The organism is Pseudoalteromonas porphyrae, assembly GCF_001298125.1.
Classification (GTDB): domain Bacteria; phylum Pseudomonadota; class Gammaproteobacteria; order Enterobacterales; family Alteromonadaceae; genus Pseudoalteromonas; species Pseudoalteromonas neustonica.
In genome coordinates, this window is sequence record NZ_LHPH01000001.1 from 65640 (window position 1) to 87263 (window position 21624).

At 40.4% G+C, this 21624-nt stretch carries 20 protein-coding genes; 11 read left to right on the forward strand and 9 right to left on the reverse strand.

Annotated features, from left to right (window positions below; all coding sequences use genetic code 11):
* Positions 1-5 precede the first annotated feature (5 nt).
* The 4 genes from ADS77_RS00260 (at position 6) to ADS77_RS00275 (ending at position 6181) form a co-directional block, all read left to right on the forward strand.
* The gene (locus tag ADS77_RS00260) at positions 6-2351 is read left to right on the forward strand and encodes a DUF5682 family protein (RefSeq protein WP_054452243.1); all 2346 of its coding nucleotides are present in this window, start codon (positions 6-8) and stop codon (positions 2349-2351) included.
* Positions 2348-3571 (forward strand): VWA domain-containing protein, encoded by a 1224-nt coding sequence (locus tag ADS77_RS00265; protein ID WP_054452245.1) that lies wholly within the window; start codon positions 2348-2350, stop codon positions 3569-3571. The genes ADS77_RS00260 and ADS77_RS00265 overlap by 4 nt, the downstream gene beginning before the upstream one ends.
* A 29-nt stretch (positions 3572-3600) precedes the next feature.
* Positions 3601-4089 carry a redox-sensitive transcriptional activator SoxR gene (gene soxR / locus ADS77_RS00270; protein ID WP_231658988.1) on the forward strand — a complete coding sequence of 163 codons (489 nt, stop codon included), beginning with the start codon at positions 3601-3603 and terminating at the stop codon, positions 4087-4089.
* 238 nt (positions 4090-4327) lie between these two features.
* Positions 4328-6181: a S8 family serine peptidase gene (locus tag ADS77_RS00275; protein ID WP_054452247.1), complete on the forward strand. Its 1854-nt coding sequence runs from the start codon at positions 4328-4330 to the stop codon at positions 6179-6181.
* Between the two features lie 181 nt (positions 6182-6362).
* Here ADS77_RS00275 and ADS77_RS00280 read toward each other — a convergent pair whose 3' ends face one another.
* The gene (locus ADS77_RS00280) at positions 6363-6797 is read right to left on the reverse strand and encodes a GNAT family N-acetyltransferase (RefSeq protein WP_054452251.1); all 435 of its coding nucleotides are present in this window, start codon (positions 6795-6797) and stop codon (positions 6363-6365) included.
* 9 nt (positions 6798-6806) lie between these two features.
* Positions 6807-7433 carry a LysE family translocator gene (locus ADS77_RS00285; RefSeq protein WP_054204137.1) on the reverse strand — a complete coding sequence of 209 codons (627 nt, stop codon included), beginning with the start codon at positions 7431-7433 and terminating at the stop codon, positions 6807-6809.
* Between the two features lie 88 nt (positions 7434-7521).
* On the opposite strand from ADS77_RS00285, the gene ADS77_RS00290 reads away from it, so the two are divergent.
* The 3 genes from ADS77_RS00290 (at position 7522) to ADS77_RS00300 (ending at position 10967) form a co-directional block, all read left to right on the forward strand.
* Positions 7522-8916: a PLP-dependent aminotransferase family protein gene (locus ADS77_RS00290; protein ID WP_054452253.1), complete on the forward strand. Its 1395-nt coding sequence runs from the start codon at positions 7522-7524 to the stop codon at positions 8914-8916.
* 340 nt (positions 8917-9256) lie between these two features.
* Positions 9257-9892: a hypothetical protein gene (locus ADS77_RS00295; RefSeq protein ID WP_054452255.1), complete on the forward strand. Its 636-nt coding sequence runs from the start codon at positions 9257-9259 to the stop codon at positions 9890-9892.
* A complete protein-coding gene (locus tag ADS77_RS00300) occupies positions 9882-10967 on the forward strand; it encodes a rhomboid family intramembrane serine protease (RefSeq protein WP_054204134.1) in 1086 nt (361 codons plus the stop codon). Before ADS77_RS00295 ends, ADS77_RS00300 begins: the two co-directional genes overlap by 11 nt.
* Positions 10968-11049: 82 nt before the next feature.
* Here the strand turns inward: ADS77_RS00300 and ADS77_RS00305 are convergent, their stop codons facing one another.
* Positions 11050-12264: an iron-containing alcohol dehydrogenase gene (locus ADS77_RS00305; RefSeq protein WP_054452257.1), complete on the reverse strand. Its 1215-nt coding sequence runs from the start codon at positions 12262-12264 to the stop codon at positions 11050-11052.
* A gap of 45 nt (positions 12265-12309) precedes the next feature.
* On the reverse strand, positions 12310-12669 hold the full coding sequence (locus tag ADS77_RS00310; protein ID WP_054452259.1) for a DUF1294 domain-containing protein: 360 nt from the start codon (positions 12667-12669) through the stop codon (positions 12310-12312).
* 49 nt (positions 12670-12718) lie between these two features.
* On the opposite strand from ADS77_RS00310, the gene ADS77_RS00315 reads away from it, so the two are divergent.
* Positions 12719-13246, forward strand: coding sequence for a hypothetical protein (locus ADS77_RS00315; protein ID WP_054452261.1), 528 nt, complete (start codon positions 12719-12721; stop codon positions 13244-13246).
* Positions 13247-13314: 68 nt separating this feature from the next.
* Here the strand turns inward: ADS77_RS00315 and ADS77_RS00320 are convergent, their stop codons facing one another.
* Entirely contained in the window at positions 13315-13857 is a 543-nt protein-coding gene (locus ADS77_RS00320; RefSeq protein ID WP_054204130.1) for a carboxymuconolactone decarboxylase family protein, read from the reverse strand.
* A gap of 108 nt (positions 13858-13965) precedes the next feature.
* Here ADS77_RS00320 and ADS77_RS00325 point away from each other — a divergent pair, with 108 nt between their 5' ends.
* The gene (locus ADS77_RS00325; RefSeq protein WP_054204129.1) at positions 13966-14556 is read left to right on the forward strand and encodes a TetR/AcrR family transcriptional regulator; all 591 of its coding nucleotides are present in this window, start codon (positions 13966-13968) and stop codon (positions 14554-14556) included.
* 66 nt (positions 14557-14622) lie between these two features.
* Here the strand turns inward: ADS77_RS00325 and ADS77_RS00330 are convergent, their stop codons facing one another.
* From ADS77_RS00330 to ADS77_RS00350, 4 genes are all read right to left on the reverse strand, one after another.
* Complete coding sequence (locus tag ADS77_RS00330; RefSeq protein ID WP_054204128.1) at positions 14623-16743, reverse strand: methyl-accepting chemotaxis protein; 2121 nt, start codon at positions 16741-16743, stop codon at positions 14623-14625.
* A gap of 124 nt (positions 16744-16867) precedes the next feature.
* Entirely contained in the window at positions 16868-18478 is a 1611-nt protein-coding gene (locus ADS77_RS00335) for a PepSY-associated TM helix domain-containing protein (protein WP_054452263.1), read from the reverse strand.
* Between the two features lie 21 nt (positions 18479-18499).
* Positions 18500-18787, reverse strand: a complete 288-nt coding sequence (locus ADS77_RS00340) for a hypothetical protein (RefSeq protein ID WP_054204126.1) — start codon at positions 18785-18787, stop codon at positions 18500-18502.
* 374 nt (positions 18788-19161) lie between these two features.
* Positions 19162-19590 (reverse strand): organic hydroperoxide resistance protein, encoded by a 429-nt coding sequence (locus tag ADS77_RS00350; RefSeq protein ID WP_054452265.1) that lies wholly within the window; start codon positions 19588-19590, stop codon positions 19162-19164.
* Between the two features lie 128 nt (positions 19591-19718).
* Here ADS77_RS00350 and ADS77_RS00355 point away from each other — a divergent pair, with 128 nt between their 5' ends.
* Together ADS77_RS00355 and ADS77_RS00360 are read left to right on the forward strand one after the other, a co-directional pair.
* Entirely contained in the window at positions 19719-20150 is a 432-nt protein-coding gene (locus ADS77_RS00355; protein ID WP_054204123.1) for a MarR family winged helix-turn-helix transcriptional regulator, read from the forward strand.
* A 98-nt stretch (positions 20151-20248) separates the two neighbouring features.
* Entirely contained in the window at positions 20249-21259 is a 1011-nt protein-coding gene (locus ADS77_RS00360) for a zinc-binding alcohol dehydrogenase family protein (protein ID WP_054452267.1), read from the forward strand.
* Positions 21260-21624 lie beyond the last annotated feature (365 nt).

Genomic DNA, 21624 nt, shown 5'->3' on the forward strand with positions numbered 1-21624 from the left:
AACTAATGGCACATTCTGATATTCATTATTTTGGTATTCGACATCATGGTCCGGGCTCAAGTAAACGATTACTTGCCGCCCTTGAGCAGCTGCAACCGCAGTATATATTGATAGAAGGCCCCGCTGATTGCAGTGATCTTTTACCTTTATTAGCGCATCAGCAAATGAAACCACCCGTGGCATTGCTAAGCTATGCGGTAGAGCATGCACAAAGCAGCATTTTTTATCCCTTTGCTGAGTATTCCCCTGAATACCAAGCCAGTGTCTGGGCAAAGCAACAGCAAATACCCAGCGCGTTTATTGATTTACCCATTGCAGTGCGCTTAGCACAAATGCAAGCTGAGCAACTACACAGTGAAGATGAAGAACACACCAACGCTGAGCAACTCACACCAAATAATAATCAAAGCGATGGCAAAAGCGATGATCAAAGCAATAACCAAGAAAATACACCACAGTTAACCGCACTCTTACGCGATCCCATTGGTGTCTTGGCAAACATTGCAGGCTATCAAGATGCAGAGGCTTGGTGGAATGACCTTATCGAGCAAAATCGCGATGACAGCTTAGCTATTTTTGAACAAGTTGAACATGCAATGACTGCACTAAGGCAGCCTGTCGCACAAGATTCGCCAGAGCTGGCACATGATCATCAACGCGAAGCATTTATGCGCTTAGAAATAGCCAAAATAGCTAAACTATGCGACGGCCCCATTGCCGTTATTTGTGGTGCTTGGCATGTACCCGCACTTAAAGCCAAGCATAGCGCTAAAGATGATCGGGCATTAATAAAAGCCCTCCCTAAAAAGCTTGCAGCCAGTAAACATAAATCCACTTGGATCCCGTGGACTTCAGCACGTTTAGCCACGCAAACAGGCTACGGCGCAGGTGTTGCTGCACCTATGTGGTATCAGCATTTATGGCAACATCGCCAACAGGATGATCATATTGCGCCTTGGTTAGTGTTTATTGCACAAAATTTACGAGAGCAAGGGGCGGTTATTTCAACTGCATCAGTCATTGAAGCCCAGCGACTTTGCCTAAGCTTAGCCGCAGTAAGAGACAGGCCACAACCAAGTTTTGAAGAAATCACTGATGCGGTTATAAGCTGCATGTGTTTTGGTGAACACGCCTTGTGGGAACAAATACATAACACTGTTTTACTGGGTCAACAGGTTGGGCAAATTCCTGATGATACTGATTTGGTGCCACTGCTTGAAGATTTACAAAAGCGCCAAAAAAAATACAAACTCAAACCCGAAGCCCTCGCACGCGAACATTCACTCGACTTGCGCAGTGATATTGGCCAAAACAAATCTATTTTATTACATCAACTGCAGTTGTTAAATGTGCCATGGGGCGAGCTACTTGACTCAGGTAGCAGCCGAGGTACGTTTAGAGAAAAATGGCGCTTAACCTGGCAGCCTGAATTTGCTATTAAACTCGTTGAACATATTGTTTACGGCAGCACCATAGAGCAAGCCGCCAATAACAAAGTGATGGCGTCACTAGCAAAAGAACAAAACTTAGCCGTGCTCGCCGACTCAGTGCTTAACTGTTTAACTGCCAACCTTTCGCAAGCCACTGAGTTTGGTTTAACCCAGTTAACACTGCGCGCCGGCCAAGTCAGTGACTGCAATGATTTACTTACCAGCATTGCGCCCCTTATTGATATAAGCCGTTATGGCAGCGCTCGTACGCTTTCTTTGAGTCAAATAGATGCACTGATCGAGCGTTTAGCAATTCAAGCAGCGCTTGCTTTGCCTTACGCGTGCCGTAACTTAAATGATGAAGAAGCGCAGCACGTTCAGCAAAATATTAACAGCGCACATCGTGCCTTAGTGCTGCACCTTGGTGATACCGACATTTTAGCTAAATGGTGGCAAGCGATAGAGGCTATTGCTCACAGCGATCAATCCAGCTATTTACTCATTGGTTTATGTGCACGATTACTTTATCAAAATGAGCGTTTAAGCCGTGAGCAACTAAGCACTATGCTTGATAAAATGCTCTCCCCTGCGTTGCCACCGGCTCAAGCTGCACGATTTTTTGATGGCTTTTTTACAGATTCGGTCGACCAACTGCTATACGACTCACTGTTACTCAACGCCATAAATAATTGGTTACTCCAATTAGAAGAAACCACCTTTGTTGAGTTTTTGCCTTTGTTTAGGCGGGTATTTTCAAACCTTGATGCAATGGAGCGTAAACGCTTGTTCGATACGCTTTTTAATAACAAAGCACACGCCGAGATAGTTCAAAACATCGATACAAATCAACATACATATTGGCAGCAACACATGGAAAAACTGGCTAAACTCGCTCAACGCAATAAGGATTGGTTGGCATGAACGATAAAACAACCTTAACCGAGCCAAACTCAGTGACAGAACAATCATCAACTACATTGATAGATGAAAAATCACGCCGCTGGCAATTAGCACTGGGGGTTGATGACGATCAACAAGGCACATTAAACGACAGAGATAAGCGTTTATCTGGCGCACTTTCAGCCCTTTATAACGCAGAGCAAAGTACAGCGCGTGGGCGCGGGAGTTTAAGCCGCTCAGCCCCTAAAATTTCAAAATGGCTTGGGGATATTCGTGAGTTTTTCCCAGTTCCCATAGTCCAAGTGGTACAACGCGATGCATTTGAGCGACTCGGCCTAAAAGAAATGTTAATGGAGCCTGAGTTTCTTGCCGCCATTGAAGCTGATGTGCATTTAGTGGCTGATTTAGTAAGCTTACGCTCAGTCATGCCTGAAAAAACCCTTGATACAGCGCGTCACGTGATCGATAAAGTGGTTAATCAATTACTCGCCAAGCTTGAACAAAAAACAACCGAAGCTATTCGTGGTGCAGTTAATAAATCCAAGCGCAGCTTTCGCCCTCGTTTTAGTGACATAGACTGGCCGCGCACTATTAACGCTAATTTGCGTCACTATCAACCAAAATACAACACTATAGTCCCTGATAAACTCATTGGATTTATGCGCCAACAACGTCGTTTAGCCGATCTTGATGAAGTGATTTTATGTGTTGATCAATCAGGCTCTATGGCAACGTCTGTGGTGTACAGCTCAATTTTTGCCGCTGTTATGGCCTCTATCCCTGCGGTCAAAACAAAATTGATTTGTTTTGATACCAGTATGTTAGATTTAACTGAAGACTTGGCCGATCCCGTTAGCGTATTATTTGGTGTGCAATTAGGCGGCGGGACCGATATAAATCAAGCCATTGCTTACTGCGAAAAACAAATTGAACACCCCAGTAAAACGCATTTGCTGCTTATTTCTGATTTATATGAAGGCGGCGACGCAAGTCAATTAAAACAACGTATTGCTCAATTAATAAAACAAGATGTTAATGTCATCACCCTACTTGCCTTAAGTGATGACGGGCGGCCCGCGTACGATAGCGACATGGCAAGCGAGTTTGCAACATTAGGTAGCCCGGTATTTGCCTGTACGCCAGATCAATTTCCTGATCTAATGGCCACCGCCTTAAAGCGCGAAGATGTTATGGCATGGGCGGCAGAGCAAGATATTAAAGCCATTAGGCCACACGAATAGCAATACACTGTGTTTAATTTGAACCAATAATGAGTAAAAACACGATGCCAACAACGACCACCACAAAAAAAATCGTCGACGCCAATTTAAGCGTTGGCTTTGTTGCCAAACGCAGCGGTGTTAATGTCTCAGCCCTACATTTCTATGAATCGAAAGGGCTAATTCGTAGTTGGCGTAATAACGGCAACCAACGCCGTTACAAGCCAGATGTATTACGCCGTGTTGCGGTGATCAAAGCCGCTCAAACTATGGGCATTACACTTGATGACATTAAAAGCACACTTGACACGTTGCCAGAGCAACGTACTCCTACAAAAAAAGATTGGTCTGCCCTGTCTAAGAAATGGCAAGCTCAGCTTGATGAACGAATTGCTTATATGCAGCGTCTTCGCGATAAAGTTGATGGCTGCATTGGTTGCGGTTGCTTATCAATGAACAACTGCCCAATTTACAATAAAGATGATCATCTAGGCGACGAACAAAGCGGTGCTGTGCTTTTAAATACCCCTCAAAAATAATTCCTCCAATAACATCAATACGCTCAATATTAAAAATACCTAGCACGCGTAATTGCACTAAAAAACAAGCGCGCGTTAGGCTCATGATAAAGCGACAGAAAAACCTAAAACAGTCACACTTGTTTACATATCTTTACATTTAAGTTAAATAAAAGTTAATGGAATGTTTACTTATTGCTATTCAGGGCTATCTTTTGGAGTGCGTTTCAAACAGTAACCATCCAAAAAGGATTAAACAATGCGTAAATTAAGTACTCTAAGTTTTGCTGTATTAGTCGGTTTATCAGCTGGGCAAGTTCATGCCGCAGAACTTATGTCTGTCGACACAAGCCGTGCGATTGAAGGTAAATATATCGTTGTATTTAAAACTCCCTCGGTTTTAAATATTCAAAGTAGTGACGCAATAGCAGACTTTGCCAGTTCACAATCGGCCAGTTTAAGTAACCTATACAACATCGACGTGGCTCAGGAATTTGGCGGCGTTTTAAATGGTGTTGTTGTCAATGCATCGGATAAAACAATTCAACAAATGCTTAGCAATCCGAATATTGACTATATTGAGCAAGATCAAATGATGTCGGTTAACCCTTTAGCACAAACAAACGCAAATCAACCAAATGCAATCTGGGGCTTAGACCGTATTGATCAGCAAGATCTTCCTCTCAATTCAAATTACTATTATGACTTTGATGGATCTGGGGTAACAGCCTATGTCATTGATACTGGTGTACGTATAAATCACAATGAATTTGGCAATCGCGCATCTCATGGTTATGACTTTATCGATAATGACTCAGATGCAACAGACTGTAATGGACATGGTACGCATGTAGCAGGCACGATTGGTGGTGGCGCTTACGGGGTTGCTAAAAATGTAAACATTGTTGGCGTGCGTGTACTGGGCTGTAATGGTTCTGGCTCAAACTCAGGGGTTATTGCAGGTATTAACTGGGTTAAAAATAATGCATCGGGTCCTTCTGTAGCCAATATGAGCTTAGGCGGTGGAGCTTCGCAAGCAACCGATGATGCTGTAAATAATGCCGTAGCCGCAGGAATTAGTTTTGTTGTAGCTGCCGGTAATGACAACAGTAATGCCTGTAATTATTCACCAGCTCGCGCAGCTAATGCCATAACGGTTGGCTCAACAACCAGCGGCGATAGCCGTTCAAGTTTTTCAAATTATGGTAACTGTTTAGATATCTACGCACCTGGTTCAAGTATTAAATCAGCGTGGTATAACTCAAATACAGCAACAAATACCATCAGTGGTACATCAATGGCCTCACCTCATGTTGCTGGTGCCGTTGCACTATACCTTGATGAAACACCTTCTTTAAGCCCATCACAAATCGAAACCATGCTCAGCCAACGTAGTACTAAAAACAAAGTATCCGATGCAAAATCTGGCTCACCAAATGAGTTACTTTACACATTAGAAGGTGGCATTATTGTACCGCCAGAAGAAAATGAACTCACCAATGGACAAAGTGTTACCGTATCAGGTGCTCAAGGTACAAACACCTTTTATAAGCTAGTTGTACCTGCGGGCTCTGAATCGTTGTCATTTGATACAAATGGTGGTTCTGGCGATGTTGACATGTATGTACAGGTAGGGCAAAAACCTTCAACGAGTAGCTACAACTGTCGACCATATAAAGATGGCAACACAGAAAACTGCACGTTCACCAACCCACAAGCTGGCGATTGGTGGGTGATGCTCAATGGCTACAGCCAATACAGTGGAGTAAGTTTAACTGGCACTATTGGCGGCGGCACTAGTTGTGGCAGTAATTGCTTAACAAATGGTGTACCAGCCACAGGGCTTTCTGGCGCACGTAATCAAGAACTCGTTTACACTATTGATGTACCCGCAAATGCCACGTTAAATGTCAGTATGTCTGGTGGCACGGGCGACGCTGATCTATATGTTCGTAAAGACGCTCAAGCTACAACGAGCGTGTATGACTGTCGTCCATATGCAAACGGTAATAATGAAAGCTGCAACCTAAACTCAGGGCAAGGCGGTAAATACTACATTACATTAAGAGGATATAATACATTCTCTGGCGTTAGCATTGTCGCATCTTACTAATTTGCAATAACCATTGAGTAAAAACACGGCCTATTTTTATAGGCCGTATTGTTTATTGTTACCCTGAGCACTCATGTTATTAATAAAGCGGCTATAAATAGAGAAAATGAGTTGAGCTGAAAAATAATAAGAATATTTAACTAATATCTAACTGCACGCGTCAAAACGTTCAATCCTGGTTTTATTTTTGCCGCTGTAATACTGTTGAGTACCCGCCAGCTAAACATTTTTCCATTGCAAGATTGGGGTTTGCTTGGCTTTGAAAACCAAATTGTTGATAAAGTGAATGAGCGTCTTTTGTTGCTAGTGTAAAACGGCGCAACGATTGCAATTCAGGGTGACTCATTACATGATCCATCAGCTTTTTACCCAGCCCTCGGCCTCTAAATGCCTCTAGCACGAATACATCCAGTAAGTTTGCAAAAGTGGCTTGGTCAGTCACCACTCGTGCAAATGCCAATAGCTGGTTATTTTCAATTAATGCAAAGCACAGCGAATGTGCGAACGCTTTTTCTAACCGTTCGCGACTAATGCCTTGACTCCAATAACTTCGCTCAGATAAAAACTCAAACGCTTGGGTAAATTGTTGTGGTGACAATTGGTGAGTAAATTTCATTTTATACCCCTACTGGATGCTTGTATTGGAAAGAAAAACTAAAGGAATTGATGCCGCAAGAAACAGTGACATAATCCAATTAAAACGTTTAAAGGTATTTGGCCTATTTAAAAATTGGCGCATGTATTTACCAAAATTCACCCAAAACAAGCCTGAGCAAGCCGCAACAAGGTTAAAAATAATCACGCCCAAAATTGCAGAAGGCCAATAAGCACCTTCAGGTAAAGTAAGTGCAGTACAAAGTGTCATTAACACCGCATATGACTTAGGATTGATCAACTGAAAAAGCATGCCTTGAAAAAAACTCAAAGGCTTCACCTTGGCATTTACGCCGTCTACTTGGGTTGAATTAGCCACTTTATACGCCAGATATAAAATATAACCACTGGCACAAAGTTGTAGAAAAAAATGCAGTTTTGGCTGCATTAAAAACAATTTCCCTAACCCCAATAACATTGCCAAATGCATTATCGTCATGCCAACACGAATACCTAATAAGTGCGGTAGGGTTTTGATCACGCCAAAATGTGTGCCTGAGTGAGTAAGCAAAATATTATTAGGCCCAGGCGTAATTGACGCCGCAAAACAAAATAAAATGAGAGCCGGGGCAAGCTCAAAAACAGTAACTGTATTCATAATGGTTAATTGTATTGATACAATATTGTGATTGTTTAATAACTATTAATTGTCATACTTATACAAAATCATCAATATTTTTATTGTTATGGATACAATTTACAAACCTGATCGGGCTCTGTTTAGCAACTTATGTGACACACAACCCAAATACCGTGCATTAGCTGCTTTGATTGAGCATGCTATCGACAACAAAATGCTGGGTTTTGAGCAAAAGTTACCAGCCCAACGACTACTCGCTGACAGCCTAAGTGTTACACATGGTACGGTAACGCGTGCATACGCTTTACTTGAGCAGCGAGGGTTGGTTACTGCAAAACTAGGGGCTGGTACCTTTGTAAGTAAAGTTATTGAGTTAAGTCACTTTGAGGGCGACACCGACTTTGCTTCGAGCATGCAACCTATGATGGGGCAACAACATGTTATGACCAACGCCCTGCAATCGCTATCAAAGGATCAAAGTGCATTAAAAGATGTGATGATTTATAAACTCAACGGGCTTACCTCACATCAACATTTTTTTAAGCAATGGCTAGCGGATAAGGGCATTGATTGCTTAAACCATCCGTTGATATTTACCCAAGGCGCTCAGCAAGGAATATTCACTACGTTAGCAACCTTGTGTGAAAGTGGCGATACTGTCATTGCAGAGTCGATGTGTTACCCCGGTTTTTATCATGCGTGTCATTCGCTTAAACTTTCATTAGCGCAAGTAAACGTGTATAACGAAGGGATTGATCTTGCGCAAATTGAAGCTCTGTGCAAGTCACGGACAATCAAAGCAGTGTATATCACGCCAAACTGTCAAAACCCGACCAATATTTGCTATAGCAGTGACAATTTAGATGCTCTACTGGCGCTGAGTCGCCGATATAATTTTTTCATTATTGAAGATGACGTAAATTACTGTTTGCCAGAGCATTGGCGATTACCATTATGGCAACAAGCTCCCGATCGCGTTTTTTATATCTCAAGTTTTTCAAAATACTTTGCCGGCGGGCTACGAGCGGGTTACTTATTACCTCCACGACTTTGGGAACAACCAATTTTAAAACAACTTCATAGTGAATGTTGGGCGGTGTCCTCAATGAACTTTGAATTAATAATGCGCGCTATTAAAAGTAACGAGTTTGCTTATAATCAAACCAAGCTTGCCGATGAAATCAGATATCGTATTGAAGAAACTAAAAAACGACTCAAAGCCTACGAAATAGACGCACATTTTGCCAGTTTAAACGTGTATATCCCCCTAGCTCCGTCGCAAAATATGTTTGAATTTTGCGGCGTATTAAAAGCACATAAAGTAATAGTGAGGACATTAGACGCTTTTGTCCTCGACGATCCCACCAGCAAAGCGAATTGCCAAAATGGTGTACGCCTCACCCTAGGCGGACCAGCAACTCGGGCTGAATTCGATTTAGGCATAACCCGCGTAGAAGCCGCATTAAAGCAATTTAATCAAACTTTTGAGGTAGTTATTTAAATAATTAGATATACATAAGTTTCATCAGCTTTAGGTCAGTTTATTGTGAGGGGTTGGGGTTGGTTTTAATGATAATTAATTGCCCCCCCGAAGCGCCAGATAGCACCACTTATCAAAAGTAAACTATTTACCTATTCCCGACAATGTAAATAACCACTGTATTCGGGTAACATAATACCTCTAAACAATATAAATAAACCTATATCCCTTGTAATTCCTTCTAATTCAAAACACATTACATAAAATATGAAACAAATTAACAACAACTGATTGTTAAAACCAAAAAATTCAAGTAGCCTATCGCGCTCAAAAAGGAAGCAATCGCATAAGGAATAAACACGTGGAACCAACACAACCTACCTCTGAAGATAGAGCACCAACACCTAAACCTAAATTGGCTGAAGCATTAAAAACGGTTGATAATAAAGAATTAAAAAGTACCGGTTTTTGGCTAAATCAGGTATTTCTTGTGCTTTCAACAATTTTTGGGGTTTACCTAGCCGCGCAAAGTGGTTTAGAGCAAGCGCTTAAATTTGATACATATAGTAAAATGGAAGATAATTTTTATCTTCGCACCTCACTTTATGACGAAGTAAAAGACAACGCAGCAAATGTACGTGCTTATGCAGAGCGACTCGCTAAAAGCCCACCGAGTTCAGAAATGCAATATCACAAACCAAATCTTGAGCAATATATTTGGCAAACAATGCAATACTCACCCACAACACTTGAAACGCCGAGCATATTTTTAACTCAAATACGCCGCTTTTATAGCCGTGCTGAATTTGTGATTGAAGCGGCGTTAAAACGTCAAATGTCTGCGCGTCAAGCTTCGCTAGAACTCAATAAAATTGCTGATATTATTGAGTTACAAACACTGCCTAAGCTTCAGGCGAGTGCATTAAACTTGCAAAAAGAATTAAAGAAAAACGATATAATTATTGGTTCATTAAAGGACACTAATAATGCCAACTAAGCGCTGTCCACATTGTATTACCCATCCATTAGAAGTGACGCATTATCAAGGTGAAGAAATTGATATTTGTCGTGAATGTGGTGGACTATGGTTTGAAAAAAACGAAGTTAATAGAATGATTGCCGAGATCAATGAAGGCCCAATCGGCGATAAATACGAAACTCATTTTGGTGAGTCGTTGGGGATCTCCAAACTAGATTGCCCTGATTGTAATAAAAATTTAGAGCGTTTTCATTTACTCGAAGATTTCCATACAGAAATTGATGTGTGCCGTCATTGTGATGGTAGTTGGATTGAAAAAGATCAATTAGAAAGCGTTGAAAATAGCCCTGAACTTAAAGCGAGCTTAGACAAGCTAAATCAAAAAGTTAGTTGGAAAACTTACCTGTTTCAATTTTTAACGCAAATGCCGGTTGAATATAACCTAAAACCAAAACAAACGCCGTGGGTAACACGCAGTTTAATTGCTCTCAATGCCATTATTTTTGCCTTGTATTTTTTTAATACCACCGCATTCAGCACCACACTCGAACTGTTTGCCATGAACCCAAGTAAGATTTCTCAAGGCGAACATTTATGGAGCGTGATTACCTGTGTGTTTTTACATGGCTCAGTAATGCACCTTATCGGTAATATGTACTTTTTATACATTATTGGCGATAACCTAGAAGACGTATTAGGCCATAAAAAGTTTTTAATGTGGTATATGGTCTGTGGCTTGGCGGCGTCTTTTGCTAGCTTTATCGTTGATCCAAGTTCAGCAATTCCAAGTGTAGGAGCAAGCGGCGCTATCGCAGGTTTATTTGGTATGTATTTAATGTGGTTTAGGCACGCAAGCTTAACCTTTATGATCATCATTTATCAGAAAAAGTTATCTGCGGTTTGGTTTTTTGTAATTTGGTTAGGGATCAATATTTTTGGCATGATCTCTGCGCCAGATGGTGTTGACTATGGCGCTCATATTGGTGGCTTTATTGCAGGCTTAATTATTGGCTTTGCTTTAAAATCAAAAATAATTGAACAAAATCCAGTTATTAATTTACTAAACCAGCCTGAGGCTCAGCTAAGGCGTTGATTTAATTTCGTGAATTCGTTCCTGCGATTTTCTCTTGCAGGAACGACGCGCTTCTTTGCCAAACTCATACGCTTAAAGCTTATTACTGACTTGATTGCTGACTTGATTGCTGAGTTAATTGCAGAACAATTGCTTCACATTGTGAATGACTCATAAATACTGGCACGGGATAATCTGGATGCGCTTCTTTCATTGCCGCTTGTGAGATACCCGATATATCGTTTACTTTTATCTCAGGTAACGTTTTCGGTATGGCTAAAGATGCTAATAAATCATCAAACGTTTTAAGTAATAACAACGCCTTTTGCTCAGTACTTTGCTGGGGCTGTGTCAACTTACAATAATCCGCAATCTCAGCCAGTTTAGGGTATATTACTTTGCCATAAAACCTCAAAACAGGCATTAATAGTACACTATTAGCTAAACCATGTGCGGTGCCATATTGCGCGCCAAATTGATGGGCGATAGCATGCACATACCCTACCGATGTACGAGTAAATGCCTGTCCAGCGTAAAAAGAGGCCAGTAACATTTGCTCTCTGGCAACTAAGTTATCACCTTCGTTATAAGCAACTTTAAGGTTTTTTAAAATAAGATCTATCGCCTGGAGTGATTTTTCATTGCTAAATGCTAAGCCAATAGTCCCTATATACGCCTCGATGGCATGCGTTAACGCGTCGATACCCGTTGCAGCTGTAATAAAGTCAGGCACACTTTGTGTTAGTTCGCCAATTAAAACCGCATCATTTGGCACCAATGAAAAATCAGTTACGGCATACTTTGTTTTGGTATTAGGGTCGTTAACAACGGCTGCAACAGTGGTTTCTGAGCCTGTTCCTGCTGTTGTTGGAATAGCACACAAAGGCGGTAAAGATTTAAGTACTTTAAAAAGCCCTTTTAATTGTTTTACCGATTTACTAGGCCTCACGGCACGTGCTCCAATCAATTTAGCGCAGTCCATTACCGAGCCCCCACCAATGGCAATAATGCCTGTGCAATGATGTTCTATATACATTTCAAGGCCATGCTCAACATTGTCTATGGTAGGATTTGGAGCAACATCAGTATATAAATGCCAAGTTATTTTTTTCTCGTCAAGTTGCGCTAGTGTCTGCTTAAGCACGCCAAGCTTTTGTAAGGTCGCGTCACTGACGACTAACACAGGTTTTTCGCTATTCCATTGGGCTGTCCATTGCTCTAGCCCCGAATAACCTTGATATAAACGTGGGTGAGGTATACCAATGAAAATGACAATACATTTTAAAATAAAGTGATAACAGCGGTAAAAAACATGCATAATATTTAGCTTTTTTATTTTTATATAACCTGATAATGCAGCAATTTAAATAAATTGCCAGTAATACGCCGCACCTAACACACTAATATTTAGAAAAATGGTTAGCCACAGCACAACAATAAATGAACGCTTTTGTGATTTATGCCGAAACCATTGCTGTGCAATCAATGCCCCTGGCCAGCCGCAAACTAACGCTAAAATATGGAAACTACGTTCAGGTACTCTTGTTGATTGCTTTGGCTTTGCCATAGCTAAATGCTTATCCCATTTATAAACACAAATAGTTATAACCGTCATTAGAACATACGCACAGCTTATAATTGCAGCCCAATAGCCAAGCAAGCCGCCTAGTACTAACACACACAAAAAACTACTCGAAAAAATAACTAAGATTTTTTTAATCAATGAACTATCGCCTATACTATGCAAAGAATAACAACTAAAGGCGCTAATTATGTCATATATAAAAACACTTACCTTAACCTTTCTTCTCACTTTGGCGTTTTTTGCTCACGCCCAACCTAGCGAGCTAGCCCCTGAGCTAGCAGTATTTAAACCTTACCTTGGTACATGGCAAGCTGATTTCAAGGTTGCTGATAACAAACCAAAAATTCAAGATGTAGGTATATGGGAACGTGCGTTAAATGGGCAAGCAATTCATACCAAACACTCGATAAACAAAGGTGAGTACGGTGGCGAGTCGATGATTTTTTGGGATCGTGAGCAACAGTCACTGGTATTTTATTATTTCACTACTGCAGGCTTTTACACTAAAGGTACTATGAAGGTATTGAGCCCAACACAGTTTGTTGCATACGAAACTGTAACAGGATCAAAAGAAGGGATTACTAAAGTTAAATCTATTAGTGACTATAAAGACGGCGAGTTTATAGTGTCGACTTCTTATTTAAAAAAAGGTGAGTGGACTAAACCTGAAAAGCGTATATACACGCGTAGTGATAAGCAGGTTATTTTTAAATAACTTTAAATACTATACCCAAGCCACCTCAAGATACAGCGCAGGAAAGTCTGCGCTGTAAAAGCAACTGATTATTTTACAAACTTTTTGAATGGTGCATCGATTGGGGTATCTGCCAGATGATTTGTGTAATTACTCATTACTTTTTGTGATAAACCTACAATAATTTCCAATAACTGTTGCTTAGCATAACCTGCAGCAAAAAAGGCAGCTATTTGCTCATCACTTATTACGCCACGACTACGCGTCATTGCCAACGTTGTCTCGCGAAGTGCTTCAAGTTTAGTGTCTGCTAACGGTGTTTTATTTACCAATGCATCAACAATACTTTGATCAACTTTCATGCCCGCAGCAATCGCACTGTGTGCTGGTACGCAATAATGGCAATCATGTTCGACATTTATAGATTGCCAAACCACGGTTAACTCTTCAGCGTTAAACGACGTATTTTGAAATAGTTCATGCAGTACTTGGTAGCCCTCAAGCAAAGTTGGCGCCTCTGCCATGACAGCATGTAAATTAGGTAACATACCAAATGCAGCGACTGATTTAGTCAGTAAAGGTTTTGCGGCTTCAGGTGCGTTATCTTGAGTATATAAAGTAAAATCGGTCATTATTTAACTCCAAAGTTGTCATTTAAATGTATTTACCTGATCTAGACTATTTGATTTTGAGCGATTGTTCAAGTTAAAATTGAGCATTCGTTCAAGAAGGTGATGATGATGGTCAATAAAGTTAAATTCGAGCGTGATGCGGTTGTACGCACTGCCAGCCAATTATTTTGGCAAAAAGGCTTTAACACCACTTCAACCCGTGATCTACAAGATGCAATAAACATGCGCCCAGGTAGCATTTATGCTGCGTTTGGTTCTAAAGAAGGTCTATACTGCGAAGCATTAAAAGACTACGCATTGCAAATGCAAAACAAGTTAAATACCTGTTTAGCTGCACACTCAAAAGTGCTTGATGGGTTGACAATGTTTGTAACGCAGGTATTGATTGAAGACCAGCATCATGCTCCTAGCAACTTATGCATGCTTATTAAAGCAAATAGCGAATTTGGTGACGATCAACCAACGCTAAAAACATTAAGTCAAAATTTGTTAGGTCAATTCGAAGAGTTCTTAAGTATTATTTTTACAAAAGCACAGCGCCAAGGTGAGCTCGCTGAGGATTTAACAGCACTTGAATATGCGCGTTTTTTTCAAATACAATTTACTGGCTTGCGTAGTTATTTAAATAGACCAAATTCAAATAGGCTAGCTGCGGGACTAATAGCGCAAATGTTTCTATCTTTACAGCTGTTAAAATAGCATAAAAGCAGTGTGTTTTAGATCTCAACATTTTTGTATTAAGATCTAAAACACCTGTTGGCGGGTTTAAGTCTTTAATTTATTCAATGCATCATCTTGCTGTGCAACGAGTTGATTCAGCATTTGACTACCGTCTCCCGCTTGCGTTGATAAATCAGCTAATTGTGATGCTGCATCAGATATAAGCGTTAAATTCCGATTGATTTCTTCAGTCACAGAGCTTTGCTCTTCTGCAGCTGTCGCTATTTGTGTAATTTGGTTGGTTATTTCTTCAACCTTAACAACAACACTGTGCAATGCATCAAATGCGACTGTCGTTTCATCAACTGCCGTTTGGGCACGAATTACCCCTTTTTCAATTACGGTTGATGCATTACCCACCTCTAACTGTAGGTTATCAATTAGGCCACTTATGTCATCTGTTGATGCACGCGTTTTCGATGCTAGCGCACGAACTTCATCAGCAACTACAGCAAACCCTCGGCCTTGTTCACCAGCACGTGCAGCTTCAATTGCGGCATTAAGAGCAAGTAAGTTTGTTTGCTCCGAAATAGTCCGAATAACATCTAAAATTTGTGTAATATCGTTACTTCTTGCCGCTACTTTTTCAACTGCTTGGTTAGCCTGCTTGATTTCTTCAGACATTGTTTTAACTTGCGTTACTGCAGACGACAAACTTGTTTCACTGCTAACAACTAAGCTATTAATCTCATCAGCTTGCTGAGCCGATTGCTCAGATGCACGAGCCACTTCCAATGCCGTGGCGCTCATTTCATTCATGGCAGTCACTACGCTTTCAATTTCTTGAAATTGCGCTTGTACATTTTGCTTTGTATCTACGGCAACATGCGCTGCAATTTGCGCTTGATCTTTTGTTTGGCCTGACACATCTTTGAGCTGAGCAATCATATCGCGTAGCTTTTCTAAAAATGCATTAAAGCCAGTTGCTAAGGCCATTAACTCAGCATGAGTATCGACAGATAATGTTTGCGTTAAATCGCCCTCAGCACTGGCTAAATTATCAACTCGCTGTTGAATTTGCTTAAGTGGCGCAACAATACTTTTGATCACTAACGTCATGATAATAAATGCAGCCCCAGCAATCACTAAACCAGACACGAGTATAAGCCCGCCTAACGTATTAGCATTATCTTGCATACTTGCGCTAAGCGCTTGCGGCCCTTCTAAGGCAAGCTCTATGGGTACTTCAACAAGCAATGTCCACTGGCTACCCGCAAGCTTAATGTCAATTGGGTAGTTAACTAAATATTCATCACCTGACTTTAGTACGCCTGCATTCTTTTTCAGCGCAACGTAATCATCTAAAATATTCCCAGGAACCGCTTCTTTAAGTGGACGACCTAACTTTTCTTTGTAGTGACTACTGCCCACAATCAAATCGAGTGAACTTAACAAAGTAACCCGAGCTTGACCGTTATACAGTTCTTTTGATAATTGCTCTGTCATGGTTTGAAAAACAGGTAAGGTAATATCCACTCCACTGATCCCAATAAACTTGCCCGAGCGCAGGATAGGTACCGTTAACGAAGTCATCATTTCAGAATAACCCGGTGATATTTCGTATAGGTATGGTTCCATTATGCAAGCTTTTCGATTGTCTTTTGCACACAAGTACCATTCAGCTTCACGTAGGCCAAATTCATTTTTAGTTGTGACGTATTTTTCTGATGCGTCATCGACAATTTGTTGATCAATCACGCCTTCACGGCTGCGAGTAAAATATATCTCTAAAGTACCTGAACCTGCGACCGAATGATCAAAACCGTTTTTAAATTGCTGATCATTACCATCAAAACCGTTCGCCTCAAATTGCGAATAAATTGATGAAAGTATTGAATTACCAGCAATAATGGAACGGTTAAGTTGTACAACAGAATCACGGGTTAGTGTTTCGTCTGCCGCTTCGTTACCAAGCGTAGCAGCCAATGAAAAAGGGACACGATAAGCCTCATTAATAAAACCGGCTATTTTTTCGCCGTATGCAGCTGCATTTGTTGCTAGCTTTTCTTCTACTTCAGCCACTATTAACGTCTCAGCCTGTGCTGAAAGTACCTTATTACTACTTGAAAGTTGCCACCAAAGCACACTTGATAGCACTAAAACGGTTATAAAAATACTGCCTAAAGTAAGCCATAGTAACTTTTTCGCCAACGCTAATTGCCGCATTCCACTTATCCTTTAATTAAAACTACGTCTATATTCTAGTCTAATTACAAATAATTTAACTACATTTATTGGGAAGATAGTATTAATTAATGATTTCATACCATAAATTAGTAAATATTTTATATTAAATCGTGGATAACGGCTTAGGTAATGCCCATACGCTGTCTTTAGGCCCGTACAGAGCACGATGTTTTGTAATTTTATAAAAATACATAAACGCAAACCCCGCTAAAAGCGCAACAATATCAACACCGATACTCGTAAAGTTAATTACAACGTATAAACCTAGTTGTGGTAGTAACATTGCTACAAGTGACGTAGCAGTGATTGCAAAACAACTAAACATACATACTTTTAATAATGTAATTGCCGCTTTGGCAGCTCCTTTGTAAAAGCTGTAAAACACAAATGAAAAAAATACACCGTAGTAACTGTATAAATACGCATGGTTTATATTATCTACCAACGGATACAACCACTTTGCTACCACCATCGTGATTGCTACACCCGCTATCGATCCTAAACACATCCCCACAGTAGCTGCAGCCATTAATCTACAAGCACGTGTTTGTTTTACATTTTCAGCACTTTGTTGTTTAACACGACGTTTTTCAAGCCACAATAAGTTACCACTGTAAAATAAAAATGCGCCGCCCAAACCAAGTATAAAATAGCTCCAACGGCCAATATCACCACCAAAGCTACCAAAGTGCAGCGCATAAAAACTGGCTACAATGCGATTCCATATTGCATCATCCGCTGTACTGGCTGAATTATTACTTACTTCAAGTGTAAAAGGATGCATAAAAATATAGTCGGTGGTTGGCCCGCGCATCAACGCTGTTGGGTTGTAAATCCCCAGCTGTGCAAATGGCCATGCTGTATCAAGACCAACAAAACGAAGCTCTTTGATAATATAGCCAGGGGCTTGCTCATCTACAATTGCTTGAAATTTCGCTACCGGTGGTAACTCTGTAAATGGATAAACGTGAGCTACGGTGTTGCTCCTTGGAAATAATGGCTGATCGCCATATACCGCTGTACCTAAGCTTGCATAGATCTGGCTATTAAAAGTAAAGACCACAACCGTTAAACTAATAACAAGATGAAACGGTAAGCTGGTTATACCCACTAAATTATGGGTATCAAGCCAAAAACGTTTTTCGCTTTTATCTTTACGGATCGCAAAAAAATTTTTAGTTAAACTGGGTAGTAAAAATATGATGCCTGACACAATTGCCAAAAAATACACGATTGCGGCAGTGCCTAATACGTATTCTCCCGCTATACGGTAACCAATAGCTCCTGCTATTCCTGCACTACGGTGTAATTGATCAATAAGCTCAGCCAATACGCCTTGCTCTGCTCGGTGTGTTATCAGTTGTCCTTGTGCATTTAAACTTGCATGCTGTCGTTGTTTATCTAACGCTAAACCTCGTGCAGTACCCTGCTCGTACCACATCATTGGCGAACGAGTTGTATCATTTAAATAGAGGCTAAACCCGCTACGGGCTTTGTCGTGGCTGCTGGTTGCCTGACTGATCAAGCTGTCTAACTGCGTAAACTTTACTGGCGCTAATACATGATGAGGCGGGGTAGCCCATTGCGCTATCTGATCTTTAAACATAGTTAATGAGCCCGCAAAAAAACCAATAAACAGTATGATCCCTGCGAATATGCCAGTCCAACTATGAATTAATTGATAAATGCGCAAAACATCGCTGCGTATCTTCATCTACATACCTTAATAAATAAACTATTTAAATAAATACAGCGCGCCATACACCACACAATTACTTGCCGATAGCCATAAAAAAGCACGTAAACCACTTTTAAACAAAAAGCTAAAACTTACAATTAATAACCATATTAGTGGCGTTAGCCATACATTAAATTGTACTTTACTCTTTGCGTCTATTCCTCCGGGACCAAACCAAGCAAATAGGCCAACTAACCCCAGTGCTAATAAATACCCTAGTAATGTGGCGGCAATGGTTTTTGTCCACCAATCAGGTGCAATTCTGTTGCTTTTTTTTATACGCACTTATTTTGCCTTACTACTACGGTTTATTAGCAATGGCGCACAACCCAGTGTGACCATATTAATTACAACCCAAGTAAAAATTGCGTTACTAATCGTAAACAACCAAAGCCACCCCAGTAGTGATACGAATAGAAAAAAATAACCTAAAATTCGCCACGGTTTAACAGCCAATGTATTAATTAAAGCACCTTGATGTTTATTCGTTAAGTAGAGAAAGCAACACCCAAGGATTGAAAAAATCAAAAAAACACACTGCCACATGGCTACCACCCTTTATTTGTTGTACGTAAAACGCCCTGGATTATAAACTAACGGTCGTAAAAAAGGCGCATTTTGATTTAAAATGCGCCTTTTTAAAATTAATTTAACAAAACTTAGATCACCGATAATTCAATTGCGATATTACCACGAGTGGCATTTGAGTATGGGCAAACTTCGTGCGCTTTAGCGACTAATTCTTCAGCGGTGGTTTTATCTAAATCACCAACAAATACAGCCAGTTTTACAGCAATCCCAAAGCCCCCTTCGATTGGACCAATTGATACTTCTGAATCAATACGGGTATCAGCAGGTAATTTAATTTTAGCCTGGCCCGCTACTAATTTTAATGCACCAATGAAGCATGCGGCATAGCCTGCTGCAAACAATTGCTCAGGGTTAGTACCTTGACCATCATCGCCACCTAAGCCTTTAGGGGTTGAAAGCGCGACATTTAAACGGCCATCGTCTGATTTTGCAGACCCTTCACGGCCACCTGTTGCAGTTGCTTTAGCTGTATATGCGACTTGTAGTAATTCTTTCATGGTCTTTTCCTTATTTAAGGTTAAACGTTAAAGTATTTTGCATGCAAAATAATAAAGCAGAAAAATCATGATTGCAAATACTTTGTGTGCAAATTAAAATGTATTGTCTAGCCGTATAGAGAGCATTCATGAAATACCCACAATTAAAATTAGAGAACCAAATTTGTCATCGCTTGTATATGGCGTCAAATTCAGTGGTACGTGCTTATCGAGATGCATTAAATCAACTGGATCTCACTTATCCTCAATATGTGGTTATGATGGCGCTTTGGGAAGAAGACAAAGTCAGTATTGCGCAACTATTAGAAAAAACGATGGTCGATGGTGGCGCAATGACACAAATTCTTAAAAAAATGGCCGATAAACAGCTCTTAGCGGTGGTCAAAGGTGAAACAGATAAACGTAAGCGAGTCGTTAAGCTGCAACCTCACGGCCTACAACTACAACAACAGGCTGCTGATATTCCTGAAAAAATTCGCTGCCAATTCCCATCTATTAATGAGCAAGAAGCAGCCCTGCTAATCAGTTTGCTTGATAAACTCAATACTGACTTAAGCTAACTATCAAAAAATATTTGATAGTGTTTTAGATACAACCCTCTTTTTCATATAAATTAATCAGCTATAGTAGGTTCATAAACACATTAAGGAGTTACCTCATGAAAGCCATTGGATATCTAGCAGCAACAAAAACACTTAACGAACAATCTTTTGAAATTATCGAGTTACCGACACCAATGGCGCATGACCACGATTTGCTAGTCGAAGTAAAAGCCATTTCGGTCAACCCTGTGGATGCAAAAATTCGCGCTAATGTAAGTCCTGATGAAGGTCATAAAGTCATTGGTTGGGATGCGGTGGGTATTGTAAGAGCAGTCGGCGATAAAGTGAGTTTATTTAATATTGGCGACCGTGTTTATTACGCCGGTGACTTAACTCGTTCAGGCAGTAATGCAGAGTTTCAACTGGTTGATGAGCGCATTGTTGGTCGTGCGCCTACCACTTTAAATGATGCCCAAACCGCAGCATTGCCACTGACCAGTATTACTGCATGGGAATTGTTGTTCGATCGCTTACAAATACCTCGCTCCAGTGATGCAAAACCCGCATCTTTATTAGTAATTGGTGCTGCTGGTGGTGTAGGTTCTATCTTAGTGCAACTAGCTAAAAAGTTGACCAATTTAACTGTTGTAGGCACCGCAGCACGCGCACAAAGTGTTACTTGGTTGCAAGAATTAGGTGTTGATCAGGTACTTGATCATTCACAAAGTTTAGATACACAAAGAGCGCAATTAAAGCTTACTGAATTTGATTATGTAATAAGCCTTACCCATACAGAGCAACACCTTGATGAAATTATTCAAGTGCTAAAACCGCAAGGTAAATTAGCGTTAATTGATGATCCAGCCAGTTTTGATATTTTAAAACTTAAACGTAAAAGTATCTCGCTACATTGGGAGTTTATGTACACCCGTTCGATGTACCAAACCGACGACATGATTGCGCAACATCAGCTACTTACTGAATTAGCAGAGCTAGTTGATAACGGCACCATTAAAACTACCTTAGGCCAACATCTAGGGAAAATCAGCGTTGAGAACTTAATGAAAGCGCACCAAATTTTAGAGTCTCATCAATCACGCGGTAAACTAGTACTCGAAGGGTTTTAAGCACATTTCTTTTTGCACGAAAGCCGGCCATTTCGTGCAAAAAACCCCACACAATTTAAATTCTAATGCTCCAGTATTGTGCATTTTAGTCATTACTTTTCACTATATTAGTGCTTACACTCAAACATTTACTCTCCAAAAAACCTAATTATTTGATTTTAATATCATAAAAATAATTTTCCGTACTGGCATAGATCTTCCTTATATAAAGTTAACTCACATAAAGTGTGGGATTTAACTTTATCACCTCGTTAACAAGGAGCGGGCTATGAGTAATTTTTTGTATTTATTATGGCACTTAGACATCAGCGTTTGGCATGTTCATGATGCTAATGAAACACACTCTATGTCAGAAAAGGAGCGTA